The sequence below is a fragment of the Pedobacter terrae genome (assembly GCF_036946585.1).
Taxonomy (GTDB): Bacteria; Bacteroidota; Bacteroidia; order Sphingobacteriales; family Sphingobacteriaceae; genus Pedobacter; species Pedobacter terrae_C.
The window spans coordinates 142,390-163,098 of the sequence record NZ_JAQIIV010000002.1 but is presented as its reverse complement, the minus strand read 5'-3'; the positions used below and the strand labels follow the sequence as shown (position 1 = coordinate 163,098).

22 protein-coding genes are annotated in these 20,709 nt (G+C 40.3%); 10 read left to right on the top strand and 12 right to left on the bottom strand.

Features of this window, described 5'->3' with window-relative positions; all coding sequences use genetic code 11:
* Nucleotides 1-100 precede the first annotated feature (100 nt).
* The gene (locus PGN18_RS03270) at nt 101-997 is read right to left on the bottom strand and encodes an SDR family oxidoreductase (protein WP_335317929.1); all 897 of its coding nucleotides are present in this window, start codon (nt 995-997) and stop codon (nt 101-103) included.
* 129 nt (nt 998-1,126) lie between these two features.
* On the opposite strand from PGN18_RS03270, the gene PGN18_RS03265 reads away from it, so the two are divergent.
* The 4 genes from PGN18_RS03265 (at nt 1,127) to PGN18_RS03250 (ending at nt 3,037) form a co-directional block, all read left to right on the top strand.
* Nucleotides 1,127-1,546, top strand: a complete 420-nt coding sequence (locus tag PGN18_RS03265; protein WP_335317928.1) for a winged helix-turn-helix transcriptional regulator — start codon at nt 1,127-1,129, stop codon at nt 1,544-1,546.
* A 94-nt stretch (nt 1,547-1,640) separates the two neighbouring features.
* The gene (locus tag PGN18_RS03260) at nt 1,641-2,138 is read left to right on the top strand and encodes an AraC family transcriptional regulator (RefSeq protein WP_335317927.1); all 498 of its coding nucleotides are present in this window, start codon (nt 1,641-1,643) and stop codon (nt 2,136-2,138) included.
* On the top strand, nt 2,139-2,558 hold the full coding sequence (locus PGN18_RS03255) for an AraC family transcriptional regulator (protein ID WP_335317926.1): 420 nt from the start codon (nt 2,139-2,141) through the stop codon (nt 2,556-2,558).
* Between the two features lie 101 nt (nt 2,559-2,659).
* On the top strand, nt 2,660-3,037 hold the full coding sequence (locus PGN18_RS03250; RefSeq protein WP_335317925.1) for a VOC family protein: 378 nt from the start codon (nt 2,660-2,662) through the stop codon (nt 3,035-3,037).
* Between the two features lie 16 nt (nt 3,038-3,053).
* On the opposite strand, the gene PGN18_RS03245 is transcribed toward PGN18_RS03250, so the two are convergent.
* Genes PGN18_RS03245 through PGN18_RS03235 form a run of 3 tightly spaced genes read right to left on the bottom strand, consistent with a single transcriptional unit; the run spans nt 3,054 to nt 6,891 of the window.
* The gene (locus PGN18_RS03245; protein WP_335317924.1) at nt 3,054-4,535 is read right to left on the bottom strand and encodes a TolC family protein; all 1,482 of its coding nucleotides are present in this window, start codon (nt 4,533-4,535) and stop codon (nt 3,054-3,056) included.
* Nucleotides 4,536-5,894 carry an HlyD family secretion protein gene (locus PGN18_RS03240; protein WP_335317923.1) on the bottom strand — a complete coding sequence of 453 codons (1,359 nt, stop codon included), beginning with the start codon at nt 5,892-5,894 and terminating at the stop codon, nt 4,536-4,538.
* Entirely contained in the window at nt 5,887-6,891 is a 1,005-nt protein-coding gene (locus tag PGN18_RS03235; protein WP_335317922.1) for an ABC transporter transmembrane domain-containing protein, read from the bottom strand. The genes PGN18_RS03240 and PGN18_RS03235 overlap by 8 nt, the downstream gene beginning before the upstream one ends.
* 494 nt (nt 6,892-7,385) lie before the next feature.
* On the opposite strand from PGN18_RS03235, the gene PGN18_RS03230 reads away from it, so the two are divergent.
* Together PGN18_RS03230 and PGN18_RS03225 are read left to right on the top strand one after the other, a co-directional pair.
* Nucleotides 7,386-8,243, top strand: coding sequence for a helix-turn-helix domain-containing protein (locus PGN18_RS03230; protein WP_335317921.1), 858 nt, complete (start codon nt 7,386-7,388; stop codon nt 8,241-8,243).
* A gap of 74 nt (nt 8,244-8,317) precedes the next feature.
* The gene (locus PGN18_RS03225) at nt 8,318-9,508 is read left to right on the top strand and encodes an FAD-dependent oxidoreductase (RefSeq protein ID WP_335317920.1); all 1,191 of its coding nucleotides are present in this window, start codon (nt 8,318-8,320) and stop codon (nt 9,506-9,508) included.
* Between the two features lie 138 nt (nt 9,509-9,646).
* On the opposite strand, the gene PGN18_RS03220 is transcribed toward PGN18_RS03225, so the two are convergent.
* On the bottom strand, nt 9,647-10,369 hold the full coding sequence (locus PGN18_RS03220; RefSeq protein ID WP_335317919.1) for a type 1 glutamine amidotransferase domain-containing protein: 723 nt from the start codon (nt 10,367-10,369) through the stop codon (nt 9,647-9,649).
* A gap of 6 nt (nt 10,370-10,375) precedes the next feature.
* Nucleotides 10,376-10,519 (bottom strand): hypothetical protein, encoded by a 144-nt coding sequence (locus PGN18_RS03215; RefSeq protein ID WP_335317918.1) that lies wholly within the window; start codon nt 10,517-10,519, stop codon nt 10,376-10,378.
* Between the two features lie 150 nt (nt 10,520-10,669).
* Between PGN18_RS03215 and PGN18_RS03210 the strand changes: the two genes are divergently transcribed.
* The gene (locus tag PGN18_RS03210) at nt 10,670-11,560 is read left to right on the top strand and encodes a GNAT family N-acetyltransferase (protein WP_335317917.1); all 891 of its coding nucleotides are present in this window, start codon (nt 10,670-10,672) and stop codon (nt 11,558-11,560) included.
* A gap of 64 nt (nt 11,561-11,624) precedes the next feature.
* Here the strand turns inward: PGN18_RS03210 and PGN18_RS03205 are convergent, their stop codons facing one another.
* The 4 genes from PGN18_RS03205 to PGN18_RS03190 form a co-directional block, all read right to left on the bottom strand.
* On the bottom strand, nt 11,625-12,308 hold the full coding sequence (locus tag PGN18_RS03205; protein ID WP_335317916.1) for a hypothetical protein: 684 nt from the start codon (nt 12,306-12,308) through the stop codon (nt 11,625-11,627).
* A gap of 65 nt (nt 12,309-12,373) precedes the next feature.
* Nucleotides 12,374-12,961 carry a Crp/Fnr family transcriptional regulator gene (locus PGN18_RS03200; RefSeq protein WP_335317915.1) on the bottom strand — a complete coding sequence of 196 codons (588 nt, stop codon included), beginning with the start codon at nt 12,959-12,961 and terminating at the stop codon, nt 12,374-12,376.
* A 144-nt stretch (nt 12,962-13,105) separates the two neighbouring features.
* Nucleotides 13,106-14,026, bottom strand: coding sequence for a helix-turn-helix domain-containing protein (locus PGN18_RS03195; RefSeq protein ID WP_335317914.1), 921 nt, complete (start codon nt 14,024-14,026; stop codon nt 13,106-13,108).
* A 56-nt stretch (nt 14,027-14,082) separates the two neighbouring features.
* Nucleotides 14,083-14,856 carry an SDR family NAD(P)-dependent oxidoreductase gene (locus PGN18_RS03190; RefSeq protein WP_335317913.1) on the bottom strand — a complete coding sequence of 258 codons (774 nt, stop codon included), beginning with the start codon at nt 14,854-14,856 and terminating at the stop codon, nt 14,083-14,085.
* 324 nt (nt 14,857-15,180) lie between these two features.
* Here PGN18_RS03190 and PGN18_RS03185 point away from each other — a divergent pair, with 324 nt between their 5' ends.
* The 3 genes from PGN18_RS03185 (at nt 15,181) to PGN18_RS03175 (ending at nt 19,318) form a co-directional block, all read left to right on the top strand.
* Nucleotides 15,181-16,590 (top strand): serine hydrolase domain-containing protein, encoded by a 1,410-nt coding sequence (locus PGN18_RS03185; RefSeq protein WP_335317912.1) that lies wholly within the window; start codon nt 15,181-15,183, stop codon nt 16,588-16,590.
* Nucleotides 16,591-16,831: 241 nt separating this feature from the next.
* Nucleotides 16,832-17,854, top strand: a complete 1,023-nt coding sequence (locus tag PGN18_RS03180) for a M23 family metallopeptidase (RefSeq protein WP_335317911.1) — start codon at nt 16,832-16,834, stop codon at nt 17,852-17,854.
* 156 nt (nt 17,855-18,010) lie between these two features.
* On the top strand, nt 18,011-19,318 hold the full coding sequence (locus PGN18_RS03175; RefSeq protein ID WP_335317910.1) for a hypothetical protein: 1,308 nt from the start codon (nt 18,011-18,013) through the stop codon (nt 19,316-19,318).
* A 272-nt stretch (nt 19,319-19,590) separates the two neighbouring features.
* On the opposite strand, the gene PGN18_RS03170 is transcribed toward PGN18_RS03175, so the two are convergent.
* Complete coding sequence (locus PGN18_RS03170) at nt 19,591-19,788, bottom strand: cold-shock protein (protein ID WP_335317909.1); 198 nt, start codon at nt 19,786-19,788, stop codon at nt 19,591-19,593.
* A gap of 199 nt (nt 19,789-19,987) precedes the next feature.
* A complete protein-coding gene (locus PGN18_RS03165) occupies nt 19,988-20,623 on the bottom strand; it encodes a peroxiredoxin (RefSeq protein ID WP_335317908.1) in 636 nt (211 codons plus the stop codon).
* Between the last annotated feature and the right edge of the window lie 86 nt (nt 20,624-20,709).

The window sequence follows — 20,709 nt, the reverse complement described above, 5'->3', positions numbered from 1 at the left end:
AATAATCGACTAATTAACTGTAAATTAAGCTCTTAATTTTTTTAATACAAAAGAGAAGAGCGATTCCCTACCCCAATTCTCTTTGCTAATCTGGAGTGTGCTAATTGATAGTTGATTCGAAGTATGCTTTTAATGTTTTTGTTTTTCTACCTAACAAGCGCTCTAAATCACCTGATTGATATTCAAATTCACCTGCCTCCATTGCGGTTATCCAGCTCGTTATAAACTCGGCCACATGAAGCGGAGCTCCTTTTGCCACCATCCCATCGATATATTCTACTGTTGTAATCGTAGTAAAAGGAATGGATTGACCTTTTATTTCGGAAAGGATTTTCGCAATGTCAGCGAATGAAACAGCCTGGCTGCCTCCTAATGAATAGGTTTTGTTTTCATGTCCAGGTGTAGAAAGTATCGTTGCATGGGCTTCAGCCAGTTCATTCCTTGTAGCAGGAGCTATTTTTCCGTTATTGGCCGGAACTTTTATTCCGTTTTTGAAGGGATTAGGATCAAAATATAATGATAAAACATCAGTAAATGGTGGATGGTATACAATGGTGTAATCAAGTCCTGATGATTTAAGAACCTGTTCGGTAAACAGATCTGAGTCCGTAACCTCAGGTAGGATATATCCGGAATCCTCCTTACGCATAATTGCCATGTATACCAAATGCTTAACACCAGCCTGACGTGCGGCAGTAATTGCATTGTAATGTTGGGCAGAACGGTCTGTGAAAGCTACGGTACTGGTTAGCATCACCTTATCAATGCCTTCAAATGCGCTTAATAATGAATCATAATCAAAATAATCGCCAAGACGTACTTCTACGTCTTGCTTAGCCAGATCTTCTATTTGTTCTTTTTTTCGGGAGAGCCCGATAATCTGGCTTGCCGGAATTCCTTTTTTTAATAATTGCTCAACTGTAGCTTTTCCCATCGAACCAGTAACCCCTGTTACTAATATTTTTTCATCCCGTTGTATTGCTGAATAGTCTTTCATCTTTTCTTTATTAACTTAAAATCATTAAATTCGCTTTTTATTTGCAAGTTAAAAACCAGATTTAAACTTGCAAATTGCAAGTGCAAAATTATAAATTTACTTTCAAAATGCAAGTAAAATTTTAAAAATATGAAAACCAATGAAAAGCGTTCCGATTGCCCCATCAGTTCATCGCTCGATATTTTCGGAGACAAGTGGTCGCTACTGATCGTGCGCGACCTTATGCTTCATAAAACGCGAACTTATGGTGATTTTACAAAAGCGAAAGAAAAAATAGCGACTAATATATTGGCCAATAGGTTACAGGCATTGGAGGAACAGGGAATAATCATTAAATCACCTTATCCTGATAACAAAGTGAGGGGGCTTTATAAATTGAGTGAAAAAGGTGTTGATTTAATACCTGCTGTGATCGAAATAGCCCTTTGGGGTAACAATCACCTATCCGATACGGATGAATCTTCCCCATTTATCGAAGAAGTAAAAAAGAACAAAGTTAAATTTCTGAAAAAAATAATGGATAAACTAATGGCAAACGACGCGGCCTGATAAAAGCCCAGCAGCAAAACCATCACTACGATATGCTTAAGCCCGTTTCGACGAACTAAAATACGAGCATATCTACATCTCAACATGAAATTGCATGAATGGATCAACCGATATTTACCAGCGAAGGATTAATGAGGTAATTGACCACCTTAACCAAAACCTGGATAGATCCGTTTCTCTGGAAGAGCTGGCATCGGTCGCTTGTTTTTCGCCATTTCATTTCCACCGCATATTTACAGCTCTGATGGGCGAAACCGTTCATGCTTTTACCAGTAGGATGCGGATCGAAAAAGCTGCACGTCTTCTCAAATTTTCTAAGGAATCCATCACTGCAATCGCAACAGCATGCGGCTTCTCCTCCGCAGCAACTTTATCCCGTCAATTTAAACAATATTTCGCTACCTCCCCTGGCCGTTACCGTAAAGGTGGTAAAATAAAAAACAGCAAGATCTGCAAAGAATTACAGCCAGTAAATAAATATCATTGTGACCTGAAACAAGAAGAACTGGAACAACTTTTTCCTGTAGTGATAAAAAAAATGGAGGAAAGAAAAATTGCATACATCAGGGTAACTGATGCGTTTAGGCATTGAGTGGTAATTTTAGCGTTTTCAAAACTGATCAATTGGTCAAAGGAGGTGGGTATTTACAAAACGGAAACCATTTTTGGTATGTCTAAAGATGACCCGGAGGTGACTCCAAAAAAGAAGTATACTTATGAGTCTTGCATTACCCTGCCGGAAGGCTTTAAGTTAAGCCCGGAAAGCCCGGTACAAACGACAGTTTTGCCGGCATGCAAATATGCATTTACCAGTGTTTGCGGTGATATCAAACTGGTTGGAGCAGGCATCAATTTTCTTTTCGACAACTGGCTGATTAATAGCAATTATGAATGTGAAGCCCAGCCTGGGCTAGAGGTATTTTTAGATAAGGAAAATGTATGCAACTGGATCCATTTCGATCTGGAGATTGGCATACCCATTAAAGCAGTAATCAACTATAAGGCAGAATGACAATAAAAGTAAAGAAAACAGGATTAATCTTCCTCATGTTAGCAGCTTCCTTTCTTTCCGGCTTTACCGCCAGTACAATGATTAGCAACAATAAACAAAAAATGAAAAGAGTAACCGGTATAGGGGGCATATTTTTTAAATGCAAAAACCCAAAAGAAATTAACCAATGGTATAAAACACATCTGGGTTTCGACACTACACCTTACGGAACGAGTTTCGAATGGCGCGATTTGACAGACAGTACAAAAAAAGGACTTACGCAATGGAACTCTTTCCCTGAAGATACGAAATATTTCGAGCCCTCGGAAAAGGATTTTATGATCAATTACAGGGTTGAAAACCTGGAGCAACTAGTTGAAGTGCTTAGAAAAGAAAATGTGACCATTGTTGATCAGATGGAAACCTTCGACTACGGTAAATTTGTCCACATTTTGGACCCGGAAGGCAATAAAATTCAACTTTGGGAACCAAAAGATTAAGTTGGTACCATAGCTATTAGCGTTCTAAACGTTTTCCTGCTTGATAATAAATTTCCGCCATCGCCTTTTGCAGATTAGCCAAAAGCTCGGCTCGCTTTACCTGCATTTCGATAAGTTTGGATTCCCTGGCATTGATTAGAAAAAGATTGCTCTCCCCCAGCTCAAACTTCTGCTGTTCACCATTAACCAGCGTACGTTGGCTTTCTACATTTCTGGTTTGCAATGCAAGCTGCCCCTGGTAGCCTTTATATTGGTTAAATGCAGTCAAAACAGCGGTCTGGATCTCCCTGCCTGTTTGCTGTAGACCGTATTCCATATCAGCTTGTTTAATTTTCACTTCTCGGAGCTTACCTCGCTCCTCTCTTAAAAATAAAGGGATGGAAAAATCGATACCGACTTTATAATTTGCTAGACGAAAATCATAGCTATCTGCTACATAAGAAAAATCTCTGCGGCCAGCTAAAAAGGCTCCCTTTACGCTCAGCTTGGGCTTTAACATTTCCCTTCTATATTGTTCCTCTACGCTTAGTTGTGCCTGCTTGCTCCTGATCTTCAACAGCGTTGGATGAGCTTCTGTGGCATGACTTACCAGTGAATCGAGCTGCAAACTGTTCATTAAATGCTGCGCAGCTGCTACATTTTCTGGAACAGCAAGCGAGGGAAGTTCCTGTGGTACACCATCAGCAGACCATAAATTATTAGACAGCACAAGCCTTGCGTTATTTACTTTAACAATCGACTCCTGAAGCTGAACCCTGCGGTCTTGAAGTGTAATGGATGCTTCTACAGAATCAATTGGTGGCTTATCTCCAATAAGCACCTGTTCTTTTAAAGCGCGGAACCTTTTTTCGGCGAGATCAACCCCTTCAGCAGTAAAACGTTGCTGTTCGAAAGCGTAATACCAGTTCCAATAATCTTTAAGTGCATAAAGCCATACCGCATTGATCTGCGAAATTTTATCTGCTTCTGCATAATCAACCATAATTTTTGCCTGGCGCAGGGTATTTCTGCGCGAATCGATTAAAAACCCTTGCCCCAGCGGAATACTGAGACCTATCCCTGTAAGCCCCGTATTACTGGTCCTGGTTTCCGGATTATTATAAGTACCGACATTACGGTCGTACCCAATATTTAAATCAGCACCTGCGAGCCACAGCGGAACCTTTAACTGACTGTTCCAGTGGTTATAATATTCGGTGCCACCAAAGATTTTCCTACCAAATGAGGCCACCACCTCGGGATCAAAATTTCCAAGCGATTGTAATACCTTTGCTTGTGAGGCTTTAGGGAGCAAGGCTGCCTGTTTAACAACGGGATGTCCTGTCAATACAATTTCCTGAAGATCGCGGATCGAAAATACCTGAACACCTGCACCAGGCTTTGGCTGGGCCGATGCAGAGAATACCAAAATAGACAGGTATGCAATAAAAATATTGCGCTTAAATGATGCCGCCAACCATCCTGGCCCGGAAGCCTGTTTTGCGTTATAAGTTCTCATCTATTTGTTATTGATATTTTCAGCTGTAGGCGCTTTCTCCAAACTTGGTGGAAACCCATTAAGCTGTCGCCAGATCTCATACCATACCGGAACCGAACGTAGAATTACCCTACCATAAACCCCAGATCCCTGACGTAATTGAATCGGCCACGGCTCATCGCCTGCAGGCACTTTATTCAGCTGCCTAACCAAAATCCGATACTTGCCATTTGTACTTACCCTGTCAATAACCGATACTTTACCTCCAAAGGTACCTACTGCAACAGACGGCCAGCCAGAAAACTGGACAGACGGCCAGCCTTCAAACTGAAGCCGAACGTTAGCACTGTCCAAAATCAGCGGAACATCCATTGCATCAACATAAATTTCAGCAGCAACTTGTGGAGATAATGGCTGCAACGTTGCCACAGATTCCCCCTCTTTAATATTTTCTCCAATACCCGCCTTATATGTTTTTACGATATAACCATCTTGTGGCGCCCGCACGACGTAAAGTCCTCTTCTGATATCAATATTTTTCATCTCGTTGCGCAATTTTGATATCTCTTCCCTCACAGATGCTTTGCCGGAAATTGCTGAGCTTAGGTCAGCCTGAGCAGATGCTAATGACTGCGCATACTTTACCTTGATATTATCCAATTCGATAATAGCATTGGCCAATGATTGCCTTGAATTATTAAGTTTGTTCTGTTGCGCAACTTCTTTTGCTTTATCTTCAGCCAGTTTCAACCTTCTTGATTCGATATCAGTCAAAGAAAAAAGACCATTTCGGTAACCAACTTCATAGCGTTCTAATCTTACTTTACTCGTCTGATAAATATTTTTTACTGCCACTAATTCAGCACTATCAATAGTCACCTTATTTCTTGCCTGCTTCACGTCGTTGCGGGCAGCATCAAGCTGTACCCTGAGGCCGTTATTCAGGGCATTGATCTTAGCGTCGCTTGCTGAAATTTTCTGACTGGCTGCCTGCTCGCTCCCCCTTTTGGCGTTAAGCTGTTCATCTAACCGTTCAGGCAGTTCGGGATTGAAATAGGAATGACTGGTTTCAGAAAGCACTAAAATGGTGTCGCCTTTCTTCACTTGTTGTCCTTCGGTTACAGCCCAGCGCTCAATACGCCCCCCAATTTGGTTTTGTATGGTCTGCGGTCTGTCTTCCGGGCGTAATGCCGTAACGGTTCCCCTGCCAGATATGGTCTGTCTCCATGGGAGTAGTAATATAATCACAAAAAGTACGGTTATCCCAATCATTATTCTTCCCAACAATCTTGGTCCGTTAACCGAAATCAATTGCCCCTTAGATAATACTGCATGTTCATTCACCTTCCTTACCACCAGTTTTTTTGTCTGACTAATCATGCTCCAGTTCTCCTTCCTCCAATTCCATATCGGTTACTACAGCAAGTTTTTCACTTCCTGTTACCATATCGAAAACGGTATTTAAACTGGTCATCAACTTCTCAACGGCATAAGTAATTTGAACAATAATCACTTCAGCAGCAACAAATTGACCAAAAGTCATCTCCCTTTGAACAACAAAATAAGAACCGAGGAGCAAAAGAGCACCCATCAAAGTTGTTCTTAAAACTACAGCGCTGGCAAACAGTCTTTTTAAAATACTAAAATGATCATTTCTGGCTTCCACATACCTGGCAGTAATTTCATCTGTTACCTGTGCAATTTTATCCATCTCATGTTTTTTTCCACGGTAGGCGTCTAAGTCTTCAGCAACGTTTTCCAGATAAGCCACAACCTCGTATTTATACTCCGATTCTTCGATGCTGGTTTCTACTCCCCTGCGGTAATAAATGGCAATAATTACGACGATACAGGTGATGGTAAAAATTCCGAAACCAATAAATATCGGGTGGTAGAACGACAGCAGTATGGCACTGAAAAATATCAGAACTCCTGATGCTACAATATCGATCAATAGCTTGGTAAGGCCTTTCTGAATAGTGAGCACATCAAAAAACCTGTTCACCAGTTCTCTCGGATCCTCCCCTTCAAACTCCTTCTTTTTTATTCGGGGCAAACGATAAGCAAATCCAATAGCTGCCTTGATAAAGATCTTCTGCTCCAGGTATTCTACCAGTGAAAGCTGCCCCAGTAGAAGCATTCCGCCAACCACAATACCAATTAAAATCGCAGCAATTAAAATATAGGTTGAACTGTACATAGAACCATTGGCTAGCAAATTAAACACAGCTGCCGTTCCTAATGGAAGGGATAAGCCGATAACCCCAATGAAACCTGCGTACAGAAAGATGTAATTAATTGTAGAGCGCTCTACATGAAGCATTTCTACAAGCCGCTGCCAGGGCGTAGGACTGTGGTTTGTATGGTGTTTTTTCATAAATCGTACACCTAACACCTATCCAACACGTTATGTTTTTGGAAAACGATTTTTTTTCAGCCTTGCTCTTCCCGATTATAAAACTATAATATACATCGCCTTAACTCCAATTTGACAGTATTCTCAATTACTCATTGAAACAGTATCTGTTACCAAAGCTTTAAAAGGTTTTAGTAATTTACCCAGCTTCTTCTGTCTATCAATTTAATGGTCCACAGAAAACAAAACATTTCCCAACTACTTTATCTTTTATGGCAAAAAAATGACGCTGTTTATCTCGCTTTGATCAAGCATAATAAAAGCTAAGCATAAGTTTTTTAAGTAATCCGGCCTTGCAGATGACACATTATGTGTGAGATCAGGTATGATTTATTGCCAAGATTACCTATATTAAAGAAATATTCCCCGCTCACTTAATGCTACAACATTTACTTACATTAAGCGATTCCTGCCTATAGCTGTGCAAATTTCTAATATCTTTGATCATTCCAGCTATGTCAAAAAAATCACAATATATCCCAGTTAACATTTTACCAAAGGGTACCAACCGAGGCATCATGATGTTAAGGAAGTATTTCGACGGATATCCTGACAATGAAAACGTTAGTCGACCGCATCGTGATGATGGCTATACCTTTATTTTGCAAGAAAAAGGAATTACACATATTGAGATAGACTTCAAAATCTACAGTATTCAGGCACCGGCTATCATCTACCTTCATCCAAGCCAGGTCCACCGGCTGATTACCTTTGAAAAAGCCAAACTTAGTACCTGGATTATTAAAGAGGAAAACCTCCATCCAGCATACCTAACGATACTAAACGACCTTATGCCAACTAGTGCTTTGACACTGAGCGATAAAACACTTTCCATTTTTTTACAAATGGCTTCTCTATCTTTTATCCTTTATACGGAACCGGAAGAAAACTTATATCATGCCGCACTGACAGATAGCATCAATAGCCTGGCAGCACTCATCAGTTCGCTGTATCAGGCCCAATCCAGTCTTAATGAAAACCATAACAGGTTTCATTTGGTAGCCAGAGCTTTCAGCAAGGAATTAGAACGCAGTTACAAAACAGTGAAACGTCCGGCCATATATGCAGATCTCCTGAACATCTCAATTTCTTATCTCAATGAATGCGTAAAAACTGCTACAGGGCAATCGCTTTCAAAAAATATTCAACAACGCGTTATATTAGAGGCCAAAAGGCTCCTTTATCACTCAGACAAATCGGTAAAAGAAATTGCAAACGAACTGGGTTACGATGATTATTCTTATTTCGTACGGCTGTTTGTAAAAGTTACAGGATCAAAACCGCTATACTTCCGGAATAAAAACCGCGAATAGTCCTATACTTACATGGTTTAGCCATTTTTTAAACTGGTCAGACAACGTTCCTTTGTGCTGATTAAACATTGCATATGGAAACTTTGAAAAAAATAAATCTAATAAATGACCACCAAATCGCAATTGTTGGTGGAGGGCCCGGCGGGCTTGCTCTTGCTCGGTTGCTACAGCTCAAGGGTGCAAATGTAAAAGTATATGAGCGGGATCTTAATCAAAAAGCGCGTGTACAGGGTGCAATTGTGGATCTCCATTATCATTCAGGCTTAAAAGTGCTTGAAGCAGCCGGCCTAACGGATGCTTTTAAGGCCCGATACATGCAAGGGGCAGATAGCTTCAGGTTGGTTGATGAACATGCAAATATTTTATTGGATGATTATTTACAAAGTGGCACATATACATTCGGCGACGAACATTTTCGTCCCGAAATTGACAGAGGTGCGCTTCGGGATATCCTGATTGATTCACTACTGCCTGGCACGGTGATATGGGATAGTCAATTGCTCAACCTCTCCTTTAGCAACGGTAGATGGGAATTGCAATTCAAGAACGGCACATTAGCCAGTTCAGATCTGGTTATTGGCTGTGATGGATACCGATCCTGCGTTCGGCAATACCTAACTGATGTCAGTCCATTGTATTCGGGTGCCAGCATCATTCAGGGAGAAATTGATAATCCCGAAACAGCTTGTCCCGGGTTGTATCGTATGATCAACCAGGGAAGCCTTATGGCGGCAGGGCCGGGTAAAATGCTGGTGGTTCAGCCAAGGGGCGATGGCGGGCTAACCTTTTATGCGGCATCAATGTACCCGGAAAATTGGAAGCATGTTAATGGTATAGATTTCCATGTTCATGAAGAGGTATGTACTTATCTTACCCAATTTTATCATGACTGGCATGCGTCATTCCATTCCATGTTTAGCGCTTGTTCAAACTTCACCTATAGGCCACTCAATTACCATCCGTTAAAACTACGCTGGCAAACCAAACCCAACATTACGATTTTAGGTGATGCCGCCCATCTGATGCCGCCAAATGGCGAGGGCGTAAATTTGGCGATGCTGGATGCACTTGACCTAAGTGAGTGCCTGACGAACGAGACTTATCAAAATATAGAAGCTGCATTGAAGGCTTATGAAGATATAATGTTTGAGAGAGCTTCTCCTATCTGTGAGGAGACCGTACAGGGGATTGGGGATTTCGCTTCACCCAACAAAGAAGCCATTCAAAAACTCATACAGATTTTCGGAAATGACGAAAACGTTTGAAATAAAACGCGGTAGAATTGCAGCATTTTATTTAGGAATCAATTTTTTTCTTATACCGTTTGAAATGACATTTAAGTATGTAAATCACCCAGAAGTGAACCCGAAAGTTAAAAATTTCGGGTTCACATTATGCAGAAATTAAATTGGCGTAACTTCAGATAATTTATCTGTGGATGTCGTCTCATTCAACAGATCGATAAGCGCCTTAGCCGTCGGGCCAGCTGATAATGGATTTTGACCGGTGATGAGTAATCCATCCTTCTCCACATGTGATAAAAATGGCACGAGTGCTGTTTTTACCTCTGCACCGAACTCTTCCAGTTTGGTTTGAAGTAAATAGGGAACGTTTCCACTTCGGCCCACTAAAGTTTCCTCGGCATTGCTGAAAGCAGAGATGATTTTCCCCTTCAAAAACCCTGGCCGTTGCCTTTCTGCACTGATCAATGCTGCCGGTCCATGACATACAGCAGCAACCGGTTTTCCAGCATCAAGGAAATCGAGAATTAAAATTCCACTGTTATTATCCTGGGCAAGATCCCATATCGGGCCATGACCTCCAGGATAGAACACTGCATCATAGTCATCAGACCTGATCTGATCCAGAACCTGGGTATGCGAAAAGGCTGTGTTTGCTGCCTCATCGTCACTAAACCTACGGTTGGAACCCGTTACATGTTCCGTTAATTCACTCATTGGATCTACCGGTGGCCTCCCTCCTTTCGGGCTGGCTAACGTTATCTGATAACCGGCATCTATAAATTCATAGTAGGGATCTGTAAACTCACCCAGCCAAACACCTGTTTTACCATCGGTATTTTCCATCCCACTATGTGATGTTAATACCATCAATATCTTTTTCATAAGGTCTTATTTAATATCATCAGGTTCTAGTTCATTACCTTCCTCATCAACGCTTTGGTGTTCACTCCAGTTTGAATCCTGGCTAGTGTTATCATGCTGCTCCACATTTTCGTCTTGCGCTTCCGCTTCCTTTTCTTTTGGGTCTATCATAAAAATGATTTTAGTTTAAATGATAACAGCGTCGGACATCAAATAGTTCAGTAAAGTTGAATAATGTATTTTAATTTTCGATTGCCTACTACTGCTTGCAAATTACTGTTGATAAAAATTAATGTATATATTTATCTGGAGAGACTAATCATGATCATAACGGAAATCTTAACAGACAGGCTGATATTGAATGAACTGGAAATAAATGACCATGCGTTCATTTTTGAACTGGTCAATTCTGCAGGCTGGCTGGAATTTATTGGCGACAGAAATATCAGGACAATTGAAGATGCGTTAGCCTATGTCGAAAAAATAATCGCCAATCCCTTAATTCAATATTGGAAAGTTAAACTGAAGGCGGATGATCTTTCGATTGGAATTATCACACTTACTAAAAGAGATGAGCTGGAACATTACGATATCGGATTCGCTTTTTTACCTGGTCATACAAAAGCAGGATATGCCTATGAAGCGACAAGCGGCGTACTAAATGTACTCCCTGATGCGATCCTGGCCGATAAAATACTGGCCATTACGGCAAAAGAGAACATCCGTTCAGTAAAGCTGCTGGAAAAATTGAAATTTAAATATGAGAGCCAGGTAACCACAACAGGAAAAACGCTGCTGCAATATGCTTTAAAAACAGATGAAATAAAGATCGGTAAAGTTACCCGTTCGTTTTTTAATCTGTTTAACAATACTTTGAATGAACCTGATTTTGAACCGGTTTCTCAGCTATGCCTTGCGTCTGCAAGCATTATCAGAAAGTCCGCTGCGCATGCAGATGTTTATGGGCTGGAATCTTTTATTGAACCCAGAAAAAAGATATTGACGGACGGGACTTTACAGCAATTTAGTGAATTTGAAACATTTGAAGAAACCAGGATTATCGGGAATATCGCACAGCGTTATTCAAAGTACCGTAAACAAGGAATGCTAAACGACGTTTACTTTGAAGGCCACGGACATAAGTTTTTTCATTTTATGAAGGAGGCTGACGAATGGAAAATTGCACAGGTTATTTGGGAAGATGAAGTTTAAAGCGAATAAGAAAGCCATAAACATTTCCAGTTCCATATAAAGCCCCAGCTACTTTTAAGCCTCTCTAAAGGTTAGCGGCTTCTGCTGATTTTAAATCATTTGTTTTCCTGATCAGTAAATGATAAATGGCAAGGCATCCCGGAATCATCGGAAGAACCGCAGTCCACATGCCCGGAAAATAATACTGCCCGGTGGTTTCAACGTAAAAATTGGGCATATGTGGAATTCTGGTGCCTTTGATTGATGCGGTTAATGAATGTGGATCATGCGGAAGCAGCTCAGGAGCAATTAGCGGAAAAATAAAATGAGTAAATTCTGCCACACCCGGGCCAATAAAGATAAACCAGGCTACAAATCCGGCTATCGGCACCTTGTAATACAGCCCAAGTGAAGTAAGGGTGTAAATAACCGGACCAATTAGTGCAAAAACCATTAAAAAACTTTTCTCACTCCATGGAATACCAAACAGCCTGCTCATTGCAGGTGCAAAACCCATCAGGTATTCTTCAACAATATGAATTTGTAAACCGGCAACAGTAAGGATGAAAAGTGGGAGGATAATGTTCGGATCTGCAGGCTTTTTAAGATATGTAAAGTACCAGCAAAATAACCCGATTAATGCGGAGCCTCCTACGATAATAACAGGTGGAAGCCCGATAGAGAAATAGCCCATAACGGGCGCTACAAACGTAAAAGTACAGGCAACCAATAAACTTAATTTTTGGGATGATGATAGAGGGTTTTTCATAACAGATTAATTTTTACCCAAAATTACCTTCCATAACTAGCCCTACATTTATCAAATGATAAAAACTATTTCATGGCCCTGATCCGGCTTAAAGATACCTGTGTAATACCGAGATAGGAAGCCACATCGGCCAGGCTAAGTCGTTGCAAAAGCATTCCGTGTGCTTTTAGGAATCTATGGTAGGCAACATGGGCTTTTTCTTCCAGGTTGCTGCCAATCCTGTCCATCATATTTACCGCGGCCATTGAAAGGAGTTTTCGGTAAAAGGTTTCGATGACGTGATGCTGCTGGCAAAGCATTTCCAGGTCGTTATAATTTAGACAGGTAATCACGGTATCTTCAAGGGCCATAATACCGTATGCAGACGGGCGTTGAGATATAAAACTGTCGAAAACAGTAAACATATTCCCTTCAGCGAAAAAGCGCATAATAAATTCACGGGTATCAGTATAAAAGAAGGTTTTGACCAAGCCGCTGTCTATAAAACAGATCCGTTTACAAATTGTTCCACTTTCCAGGATCAGTTCTCCTTTACAATATCTTTTTTGATAAAGTTTGGATCGCAAAGTATCCTTTACTTCGTTTTCAAGAGGTGAAAGAGAAGAAGCAAAACCCAAAAAGTCAGTTGCATTTAAAAATCGATTGCTAATCATGACAGCAAGTTACAAAAGGATAGCCTTAATGCAGCTCTCTTTTTTACCATAAATTTACGCTGCGCATTGCCTTTAACGGTTCTTTAACGGTGCTTTAATGTGATCTGATCATCAGTTAACTATAGAATTCTATTCAGCACATGATCAATCATAAGCAATCCGAAATTCCATAGGTGAAAGACCCGTCCGAGCCCTAAACATCTTACTAAAAGATTGCGGATGTTCGAATCCCAATTCGTAGGCGATCTCTGCCACCGTGAGGTCAGTACCAGTTAGTCTCTCCTTTGCTTTTTCGATAAGCTTGCTGCGGATATATTGCTGTGCGTTCTGGCCGATTAATGTGCGTAACATGTCACTTAAATAACCAGAAGAGATATTGAGCTGCTCCGAAAGGTAATGTACCGTTGGAAGGCCCTGACGCAATGCTTCCTGATTGTTAAGATAGTTATCAAGAACGCTTTCGGTTCTTTGAAGAATATCATTATTGGCCATTTTCCTGGTAATAAACTGCCGTTTGTAAAATCTATTGACATAGCTCAGCAACAATTCGAGTTGGGCAATTATGACCTCCTGGCTGAACTCATCTACTCGGCTATTGAGTTCCTGCTCCATGATTTGATAAACTGATAGAATAATCTCTCGTTCAGCATGTGACAGATGCAGTGCTTCATTGGAGGCATAAGAAAAATAGCTGTACTGTTTTATTTTCCGGGCGATGAGGTGCCCCAGCAGGAAATCAGGATGGATCAGTAAAATGTAGCAATAGGTTTCGCTATTATAATCAGTGCTTCCAATCAGTTGATTTGGTGCCATGAACAGCATGCTTCCCTCATCAAAGTCATAATAATTCCGGCCATATTTTAATCTGCCGCTATTTCTGGTAATGAAAGTAATCTTATAAAAACTTAACACGTCATAGATTGGTGCCATTGCCGTATTGAACGGATTGTTCTGATTGAAATGAACGAGACTGATCAGCGGATGCTGCGGCGCTGGCAGCCCAAATGCCTGATGGCTTTCCGATATTGATATAAAACGGATCAATTTATCTTCCTTACCTTTCATGCTATAAATGTATAAAAAACCTATGATTGACAATCATAGGTTTTAAATGTTAAAAATTACCAGGGAATAATGTTGTTTTCGCCGCTGAAATTGGCCGGACCGGTAAAACTTCCGTTCGGAAGATCTTCGGCCAGGGCTACCCTGATCGGCTCTTTAGAGCCTTCTTCCACAGTGTCTGTTCCCTGAAAGTTATTAAGTGCCGTAGCAGTAAAGCCCGGACTTACCAGATGAACCGTGATGTTGGTGTGCTCCAGCTCGATCGCGAGGGAAAGGAAAATCCCATTCAGTGCTGTTTTTGAAGCACCGTACACGGCGTCGAAATTTAAACGGTACGGGTTTTCCGGATTGGCATTGATGGTTAGCGATCCCAGTGCACTGGAAATGGTTACAATTCTCGCATTTGTGGCTTTTTGCAATAAGGGCAAACCAGCCTGTGTTAAGGCCAGTGTTCCAAAAACATTCGTTTCCCAAACCGTCTTCAGCTCCTCAACTGGTACAATGCTGGCGCGCTGCGAAGCCAACACATTCTCCATGGTGCGGCCCGGCTTACCGGCGTGAGAAACCGCTGCATTGTTGACCAGAAGCGTCAGGTATCCGAATTCATCTTCAATAGCTTTAACTGCTGTTCTGATCGATTCATTATCCGTAATATCCAATTGAATCGCGATAGCTGATTCGCCAAGCTCTTCAGCCGCCGCTTTTCCCTTTTGCGGGTCGCGCGAACCAACATACACCGTATACCCGTTTTCCACAAGGGCCTTGGCAATCTGAAAGCCCACACCAGTATTCGCACCCGATACCAATGCCACTTTGTTTTCATTTATCTGCATAATTTTTCATTTAAAGTTGATACAGCAAAGATGAGGATCAAATTAACCATCAACGTAACCCAATCGAGATTATTTGAAGCCGAATCGAAGGTGATATATGATTTTAGACTTGGTATAGCGATGGGTTAAAGCCAATAATAGATGATGAACTACCTAAACATTCTTCCAACAGTTAGATATAGAAATCAAGCTGACCTTCCAATAAAAACAACAGTGTAACATATTAAATGGTATTGGATTAAAATTAACAATAATGCAATAAAAATTATCAATCAGATGCAACGCGCAGATAAATCTGGTGTCTTATTCTTAAATTTTATATTTATGAATAAAACTGGAATTATCGCTCTTCTATTGCTTAGCTACACTAACCTTTTTGCCCAGAAGGCCATCAGTGCCAAGTTAGATAGCGTGTTTACCTTCATGTACAACCAAAGACAATTTAACGGTTCAGTACTTATAGCCGAAAAAGGCAAAATATTGCTGGCAAAAGGTTATGGTTTCCGCGATACTTTATCCAGGTACCAAACAAATAAAAATACTATTTACGAGCTGGGTTCCTGCTCAAAGCAATTTACAGCCGCAGCCATTATACTGTTACACCGGCAAGGCTTGCTGCAATATGATGATGCGATAGACAAATACATCCCCGAACTGAAACGATGGCACGCTGTGACCATATATAATCTGCTTAGGCACACGAGCGGCCTTCCTGAATACATCGGAGATATGGCCAGAGGATGGGACCATCAAAAAATTGCCACTAATAACGATCTGATAAGATTTTATGCAGCCCGGAAAGATACGTTGAGTTTTGAACCTGGCAGCATGCACAGGTATAACAATACCAATTATGCACTTCTCGCCAGTATAATCGAGCACATTTCTGGTAAAACTTACGCAGATTACCTTAAAGAGAACATTTTTATCCCCTTAAAAATGAAATCTACCTCCGTTTATAACAGAAGATTAAATCCCAAAAGAATAAAGAATTATGCTACCGGCTATGTGTGGAAGCGCCAATCTTTCGATAAAATCACATCTGAAAATCCAAATTACGGAGACAGCGTAGTATACTACCTGGATGGCATTGTAGGAAGTGCAAAGGTCAATTCCACCATCGTCGATCTGTATAAATGGGAGAATGCACTAAAATCAAATACATTTTTCACTCCCGGCGAATTTGAACTGATGACAGAGGTGACCAAAACCCCAAAAGGGAGAAACATCCCTTACGGTTTCGGGCTTGAACTTTCCGGAGGAAAAAAGAATCTTTCATATGGCCATACAGGCAGCTGGGATGGTTATGCTTCTTTTATTTACCATACCGTAAATAAAGACCGTACGATTATTACCCTACAGAATTTCAAAATGGGTGCTTATCCCTTCAAAACGATTAACCAGATTCTAGACAATCGTAAAATTGAGATCGAATACCCTAAGAAGATCAAATTGCCTGATGCCCAGATCGCGAAGTTTGCAGGCAATTATAAGAGTAATGATGGAGAAGAACAGCTGATTACCTACCTGGAAGGTCACCTGGTTCATAACACCAAAAAGATTAACTGGGATATGCGTTTCTTCCCCATTGCTGAAAACGAATTTCAAGGCATCAGGCAGGGAGGTGCAGATGGTGTACTTCGATTTACCCAATTGCCCAACCAGGAGACAAAACTCGAAATGCTGGAATATGGAAAAGTGATAGGAACCGCTTTTAGGAAAAACAATAATTGATGTATACTTTGACAATGCTACATCGCTTAATTTCCAAGATTGATATTATTTATCGCAGCAGTGTAACCAAAATCCATCAATCCACATCTAATAGAGAAATCTGTATAGCATGCAAAGTACTTGCCTAAGAATAACCTATTTAATTTTGTTACTCAGTTTTGTTTTTTTTAGTCGTTCAATTGCACAGGATGCAACAATAAAGCCGAAGGAGAAACCTTTTTCACTGCCCCTGCAATTGGAAATGCGCATACCATATGGTCCCACCGCTTTCCCGAACGGATCAAATTTTTTCCTGATCTATGAACTTTACCTTACTAACTTCAGTACTTCACCGGTACGCTTACAACGCATGGAACTGCTTAAGGGAGGCCTAAAAAGCAACGTTCCAATCGTATCTTTTGATTCCCTGGAACTCAAAAGCATGGTGAAAATTTTGGGTAACGAAAATCCAGAAGACCGCCTAAGTATTGGAGCTGGGCAAAGTGCGGTGGTATATATTGAGGCCAAAACGAGTAAAGAGAAACCTTTTTCTAATAATTTGAGGCATCGGATCATTACCTCAGCTGATTCTTTAGAAGGAGCAATAGTCAATATACATACCACTAAACTTCAAACGTTTAAATCTCCTGTAGCAGGTCCAGATTGGATTGCTGCCGATGGTCCTGGAAACAGTATTGATAATCATCACCGTCGCGGAAATCTCATTCTCGGCGGACGTACAGTGAATTCAAGGCGATTTGCCATTGACTGGAAAAAAGTTAAAGATAGCCTATCATTTTCAGGCGATCCGGCAAATGTACAATCGTATTTCTGTTATGGCGAAAAAATATTTGCCGTGGCCGATGGGACAGTCGTCTCTGCTACGGACGGATTACCAGATAACGTTCCGGGACACGGAATGGCCTTTCATCCGGCAGTAACGCTAACATTAGAAAAACTGCCAGGTAACCATATCATTATTGATCTTGGTGGAGGGCATTACGCCCATTATATGCATATGAAGCCGGGTAGCGTATGGGTTAAAAAAGGAGATCATGTAAGTAAAGGACAATTATTGGGCAATATTGGTAACTCTGGCGATGCACGGGAACCGCATTTGCATTTTGAGGTGACCACTTCAGCCCAACTCCTTTTGGGAGAAGGTATTCCTTACGTAATTGACCGTTACCGATCGGGCTACCAAAAGGGTTTTGATGATTTACACCATAATGAGTTGCCTAAAGAGAAAGATATTGTCGATTTTGGAAAAGTAAAGAAGAAATAACCTTCAAAGGCATTTATTATCGACTATTCAACTTTGCTAAATGATTATAAGAGGTTTAGCAAACAGTTTTAACAGCGGCGTTATTTGCTGGCAGATATGTTTATTATTGCTTATGTTTATTTCAAATATCTATTCCTTTATTAAAAAATAACTCGCTTGAAACCATCTACCTTATTATTACTGCTATGGCTATGTTTTTTAAAAGCAAATTCCCAAAATATACATCAACAAATCATCACATCTGATATTAAAAACTTTTGGACGGCTTACGACTTGATTAAAGAGACCAGCGATAGTACTTTGCACATGGGTTACATCAACGATCTGTTTATTAAGAAAGGTACTGATGGCTTAAAGTCGATCATGAAAGCGAGAGGATATACCGCTAAATCTTATTTAGATGCCATTAATCATTATCCGCTTTTTTGGCGTTCGATAAGGGCCAATACCCTACGTGCAGATGAATTTGCAGATAGCATTTCCACAGAAATAGATAAATTGGCCAAGATTTACAGCAAGCTTAAACCTGCCCATATTTACTTTACCATCGGAGCCTTACGCACCAACGGAACCACATTGGATGGAAATGTGCTGATTGGCAGTGAACTCGCGCTGGCTGATGAAAATACCGTTTCTTCTGAATTCCCGAAAGCACTATCACACTTGAAAACTTTTTTTAGCAGCAACCCGATCAGCGGAACGGTATTTTTAAATGTGCATGAATATGTGCATACCCAACAGAAAAGCAGTATTGGCTATAACCTCCTCTCGCAGTGCATTATTGAAGGCGCGGCTGAATTTGTAGCAGTTACCGTTACCGGGAAGCCTTCACCAACACCAGCTTTTGAGTTTGGAACGCAGCATTTTGAAAAGATAAGAAGCGTATTTTCCAAACAAATGCTTTTTGAAGATAGTGGCTTCTGGTTATACAGCAATGCCGATAATGAATTTAAGATGCGCGATTTAGGCTATTACGTTGGCTATGAAATCTGTAAACAATATTATCAGCATGCCAAAGATAAAAACCTGGCCATTAATGAAATGATCAATCTGGATTATAATAACCCATCTGCTTTATATCGATTTGTTGATCGCTCAGGTTATTTTGATAAACCGTTATCCAAATTTCACCGGGAATACGATAAAGGTCGGCCGACAGTTGTGGGCATTAAAGAATTTAAAAACGGAAGCAAAAAAGTTGATCCGAATTTAATGCAGATTACCATCAAATTTTCTTCCAAAATGGATAAAAGATACCGGAATTTTGAATTTGGACCTTTAGGAGAAACACATGTATTGAGAATAAAGGAATTTAAAGGCTTTTCTGATGACGGATATTCTGCCTCATTTAATGTAGTTTTAAAACCCAACAACCAATACCAGCTTATTTTAGGGAGCGGTTTTCGTAATGAAAATGGAATACCACTTAAACCATATCTGATTGAATTTACAACTGCAAAATAGTATTTATAGGCGGCTTCTTGATTATCACACTTCGGTTTGACAACTTCCAGCAGCTTTTGATTTAAAGCAGTAGTTACCCTAAACACAGATCTGGTTTAATTACTTCATTCTGGCATCCGTTCAACCTAGACCAGGCAAACGCATAACTATTGAACCACGAATGCTCTATCTTAAGAAATTTTCATCATGTTAGCATGATAGCGCGTTACTAGCACAAAAAGCCTTTCTTTTGAAAGGCCTTTTGTTGCTTGGAAGCAAGTATTATATTTTGCTTAAACTTTTTTGACGTTTATAGCTTGTAAACCTTTTCTGCCTTCAGCTACTTCAAACTCTACTTTGTCGTTTTCTTTCAAACTTTCAATTCCGCCCAACACATCTTTGAAATGCACAAATAGGTCTTTATTGTCTTCTTGCACAATAAATCCAAAGCCTTTTTGCGTATTAAACCATTTAACTCTTCCGGTTGCCATAAAAAAAATTAAAAATTGTATAAATAAATAAACATTTTACGCCTTGATCAGCATTTAATTTAAACAATTGCGTATAATTTAAATAAAACAACCCGTTTAAAGCATTAATATTGAAACAAAACTACCAAATATAATAACTTACGCCTATAATGCAAGTCATTTACGCCTATTCAACAAGAATGTTGCGTTAAAATCTACATCATTTATTCGGTTGAGGTGTTGTGCGTAAATAAGGTTTAATCACCTGGTGTCCCTTAGGAAATTTAGCGGGGATGTCTTCAGTCTTAATGCTGTTCACCACAATTACGTCTTCACCATCTTTCCAATCGGCCGGAGTAGCTACGCTATAATTGGCAGTAAGCTGCAAAGAATCAATTACGCGCAACACCTCATTAAAATTACGTCCGGTTGATGCTGGATAGGTAATGATCAACTTTATCTTTTTATCAGGACTAATCACAAACAACGACCTCACCGTTAATGTTTCTGAAGCATTCGGATGGATCATATCATAAAGATTCGCTACGATTTTATCCGGATCTGCAATAATCGGAAACTCTACGGAAGTATTTTGAGTTTCGTTGATATCATTTATCCATCCCTTATGCGACTCGGCAGAATCTACGCTTATCGCTAAAACTTTAACATTCCTTTTTTCAAACTCATCTTTCAATGCAGCAGTTCTGCCTAGTTCAGTGGTACAAACGGGTGTATAATCAGCTGGGTGAGAGAACAGCACACCCCAGCTATCGCCTAAATAGTCGTAAAAATCTATTTCGCCAATGGATGTATCAGCCTTGAAGTTTGGTGCGGTATCGCCTAATCTTATACTCATGATCTTATTGATTTAATTTTTGATTATAACAAATTTAAACAATACCCCAGTAAATACATAGACTTAATGTTTATTTTAGACTTCCA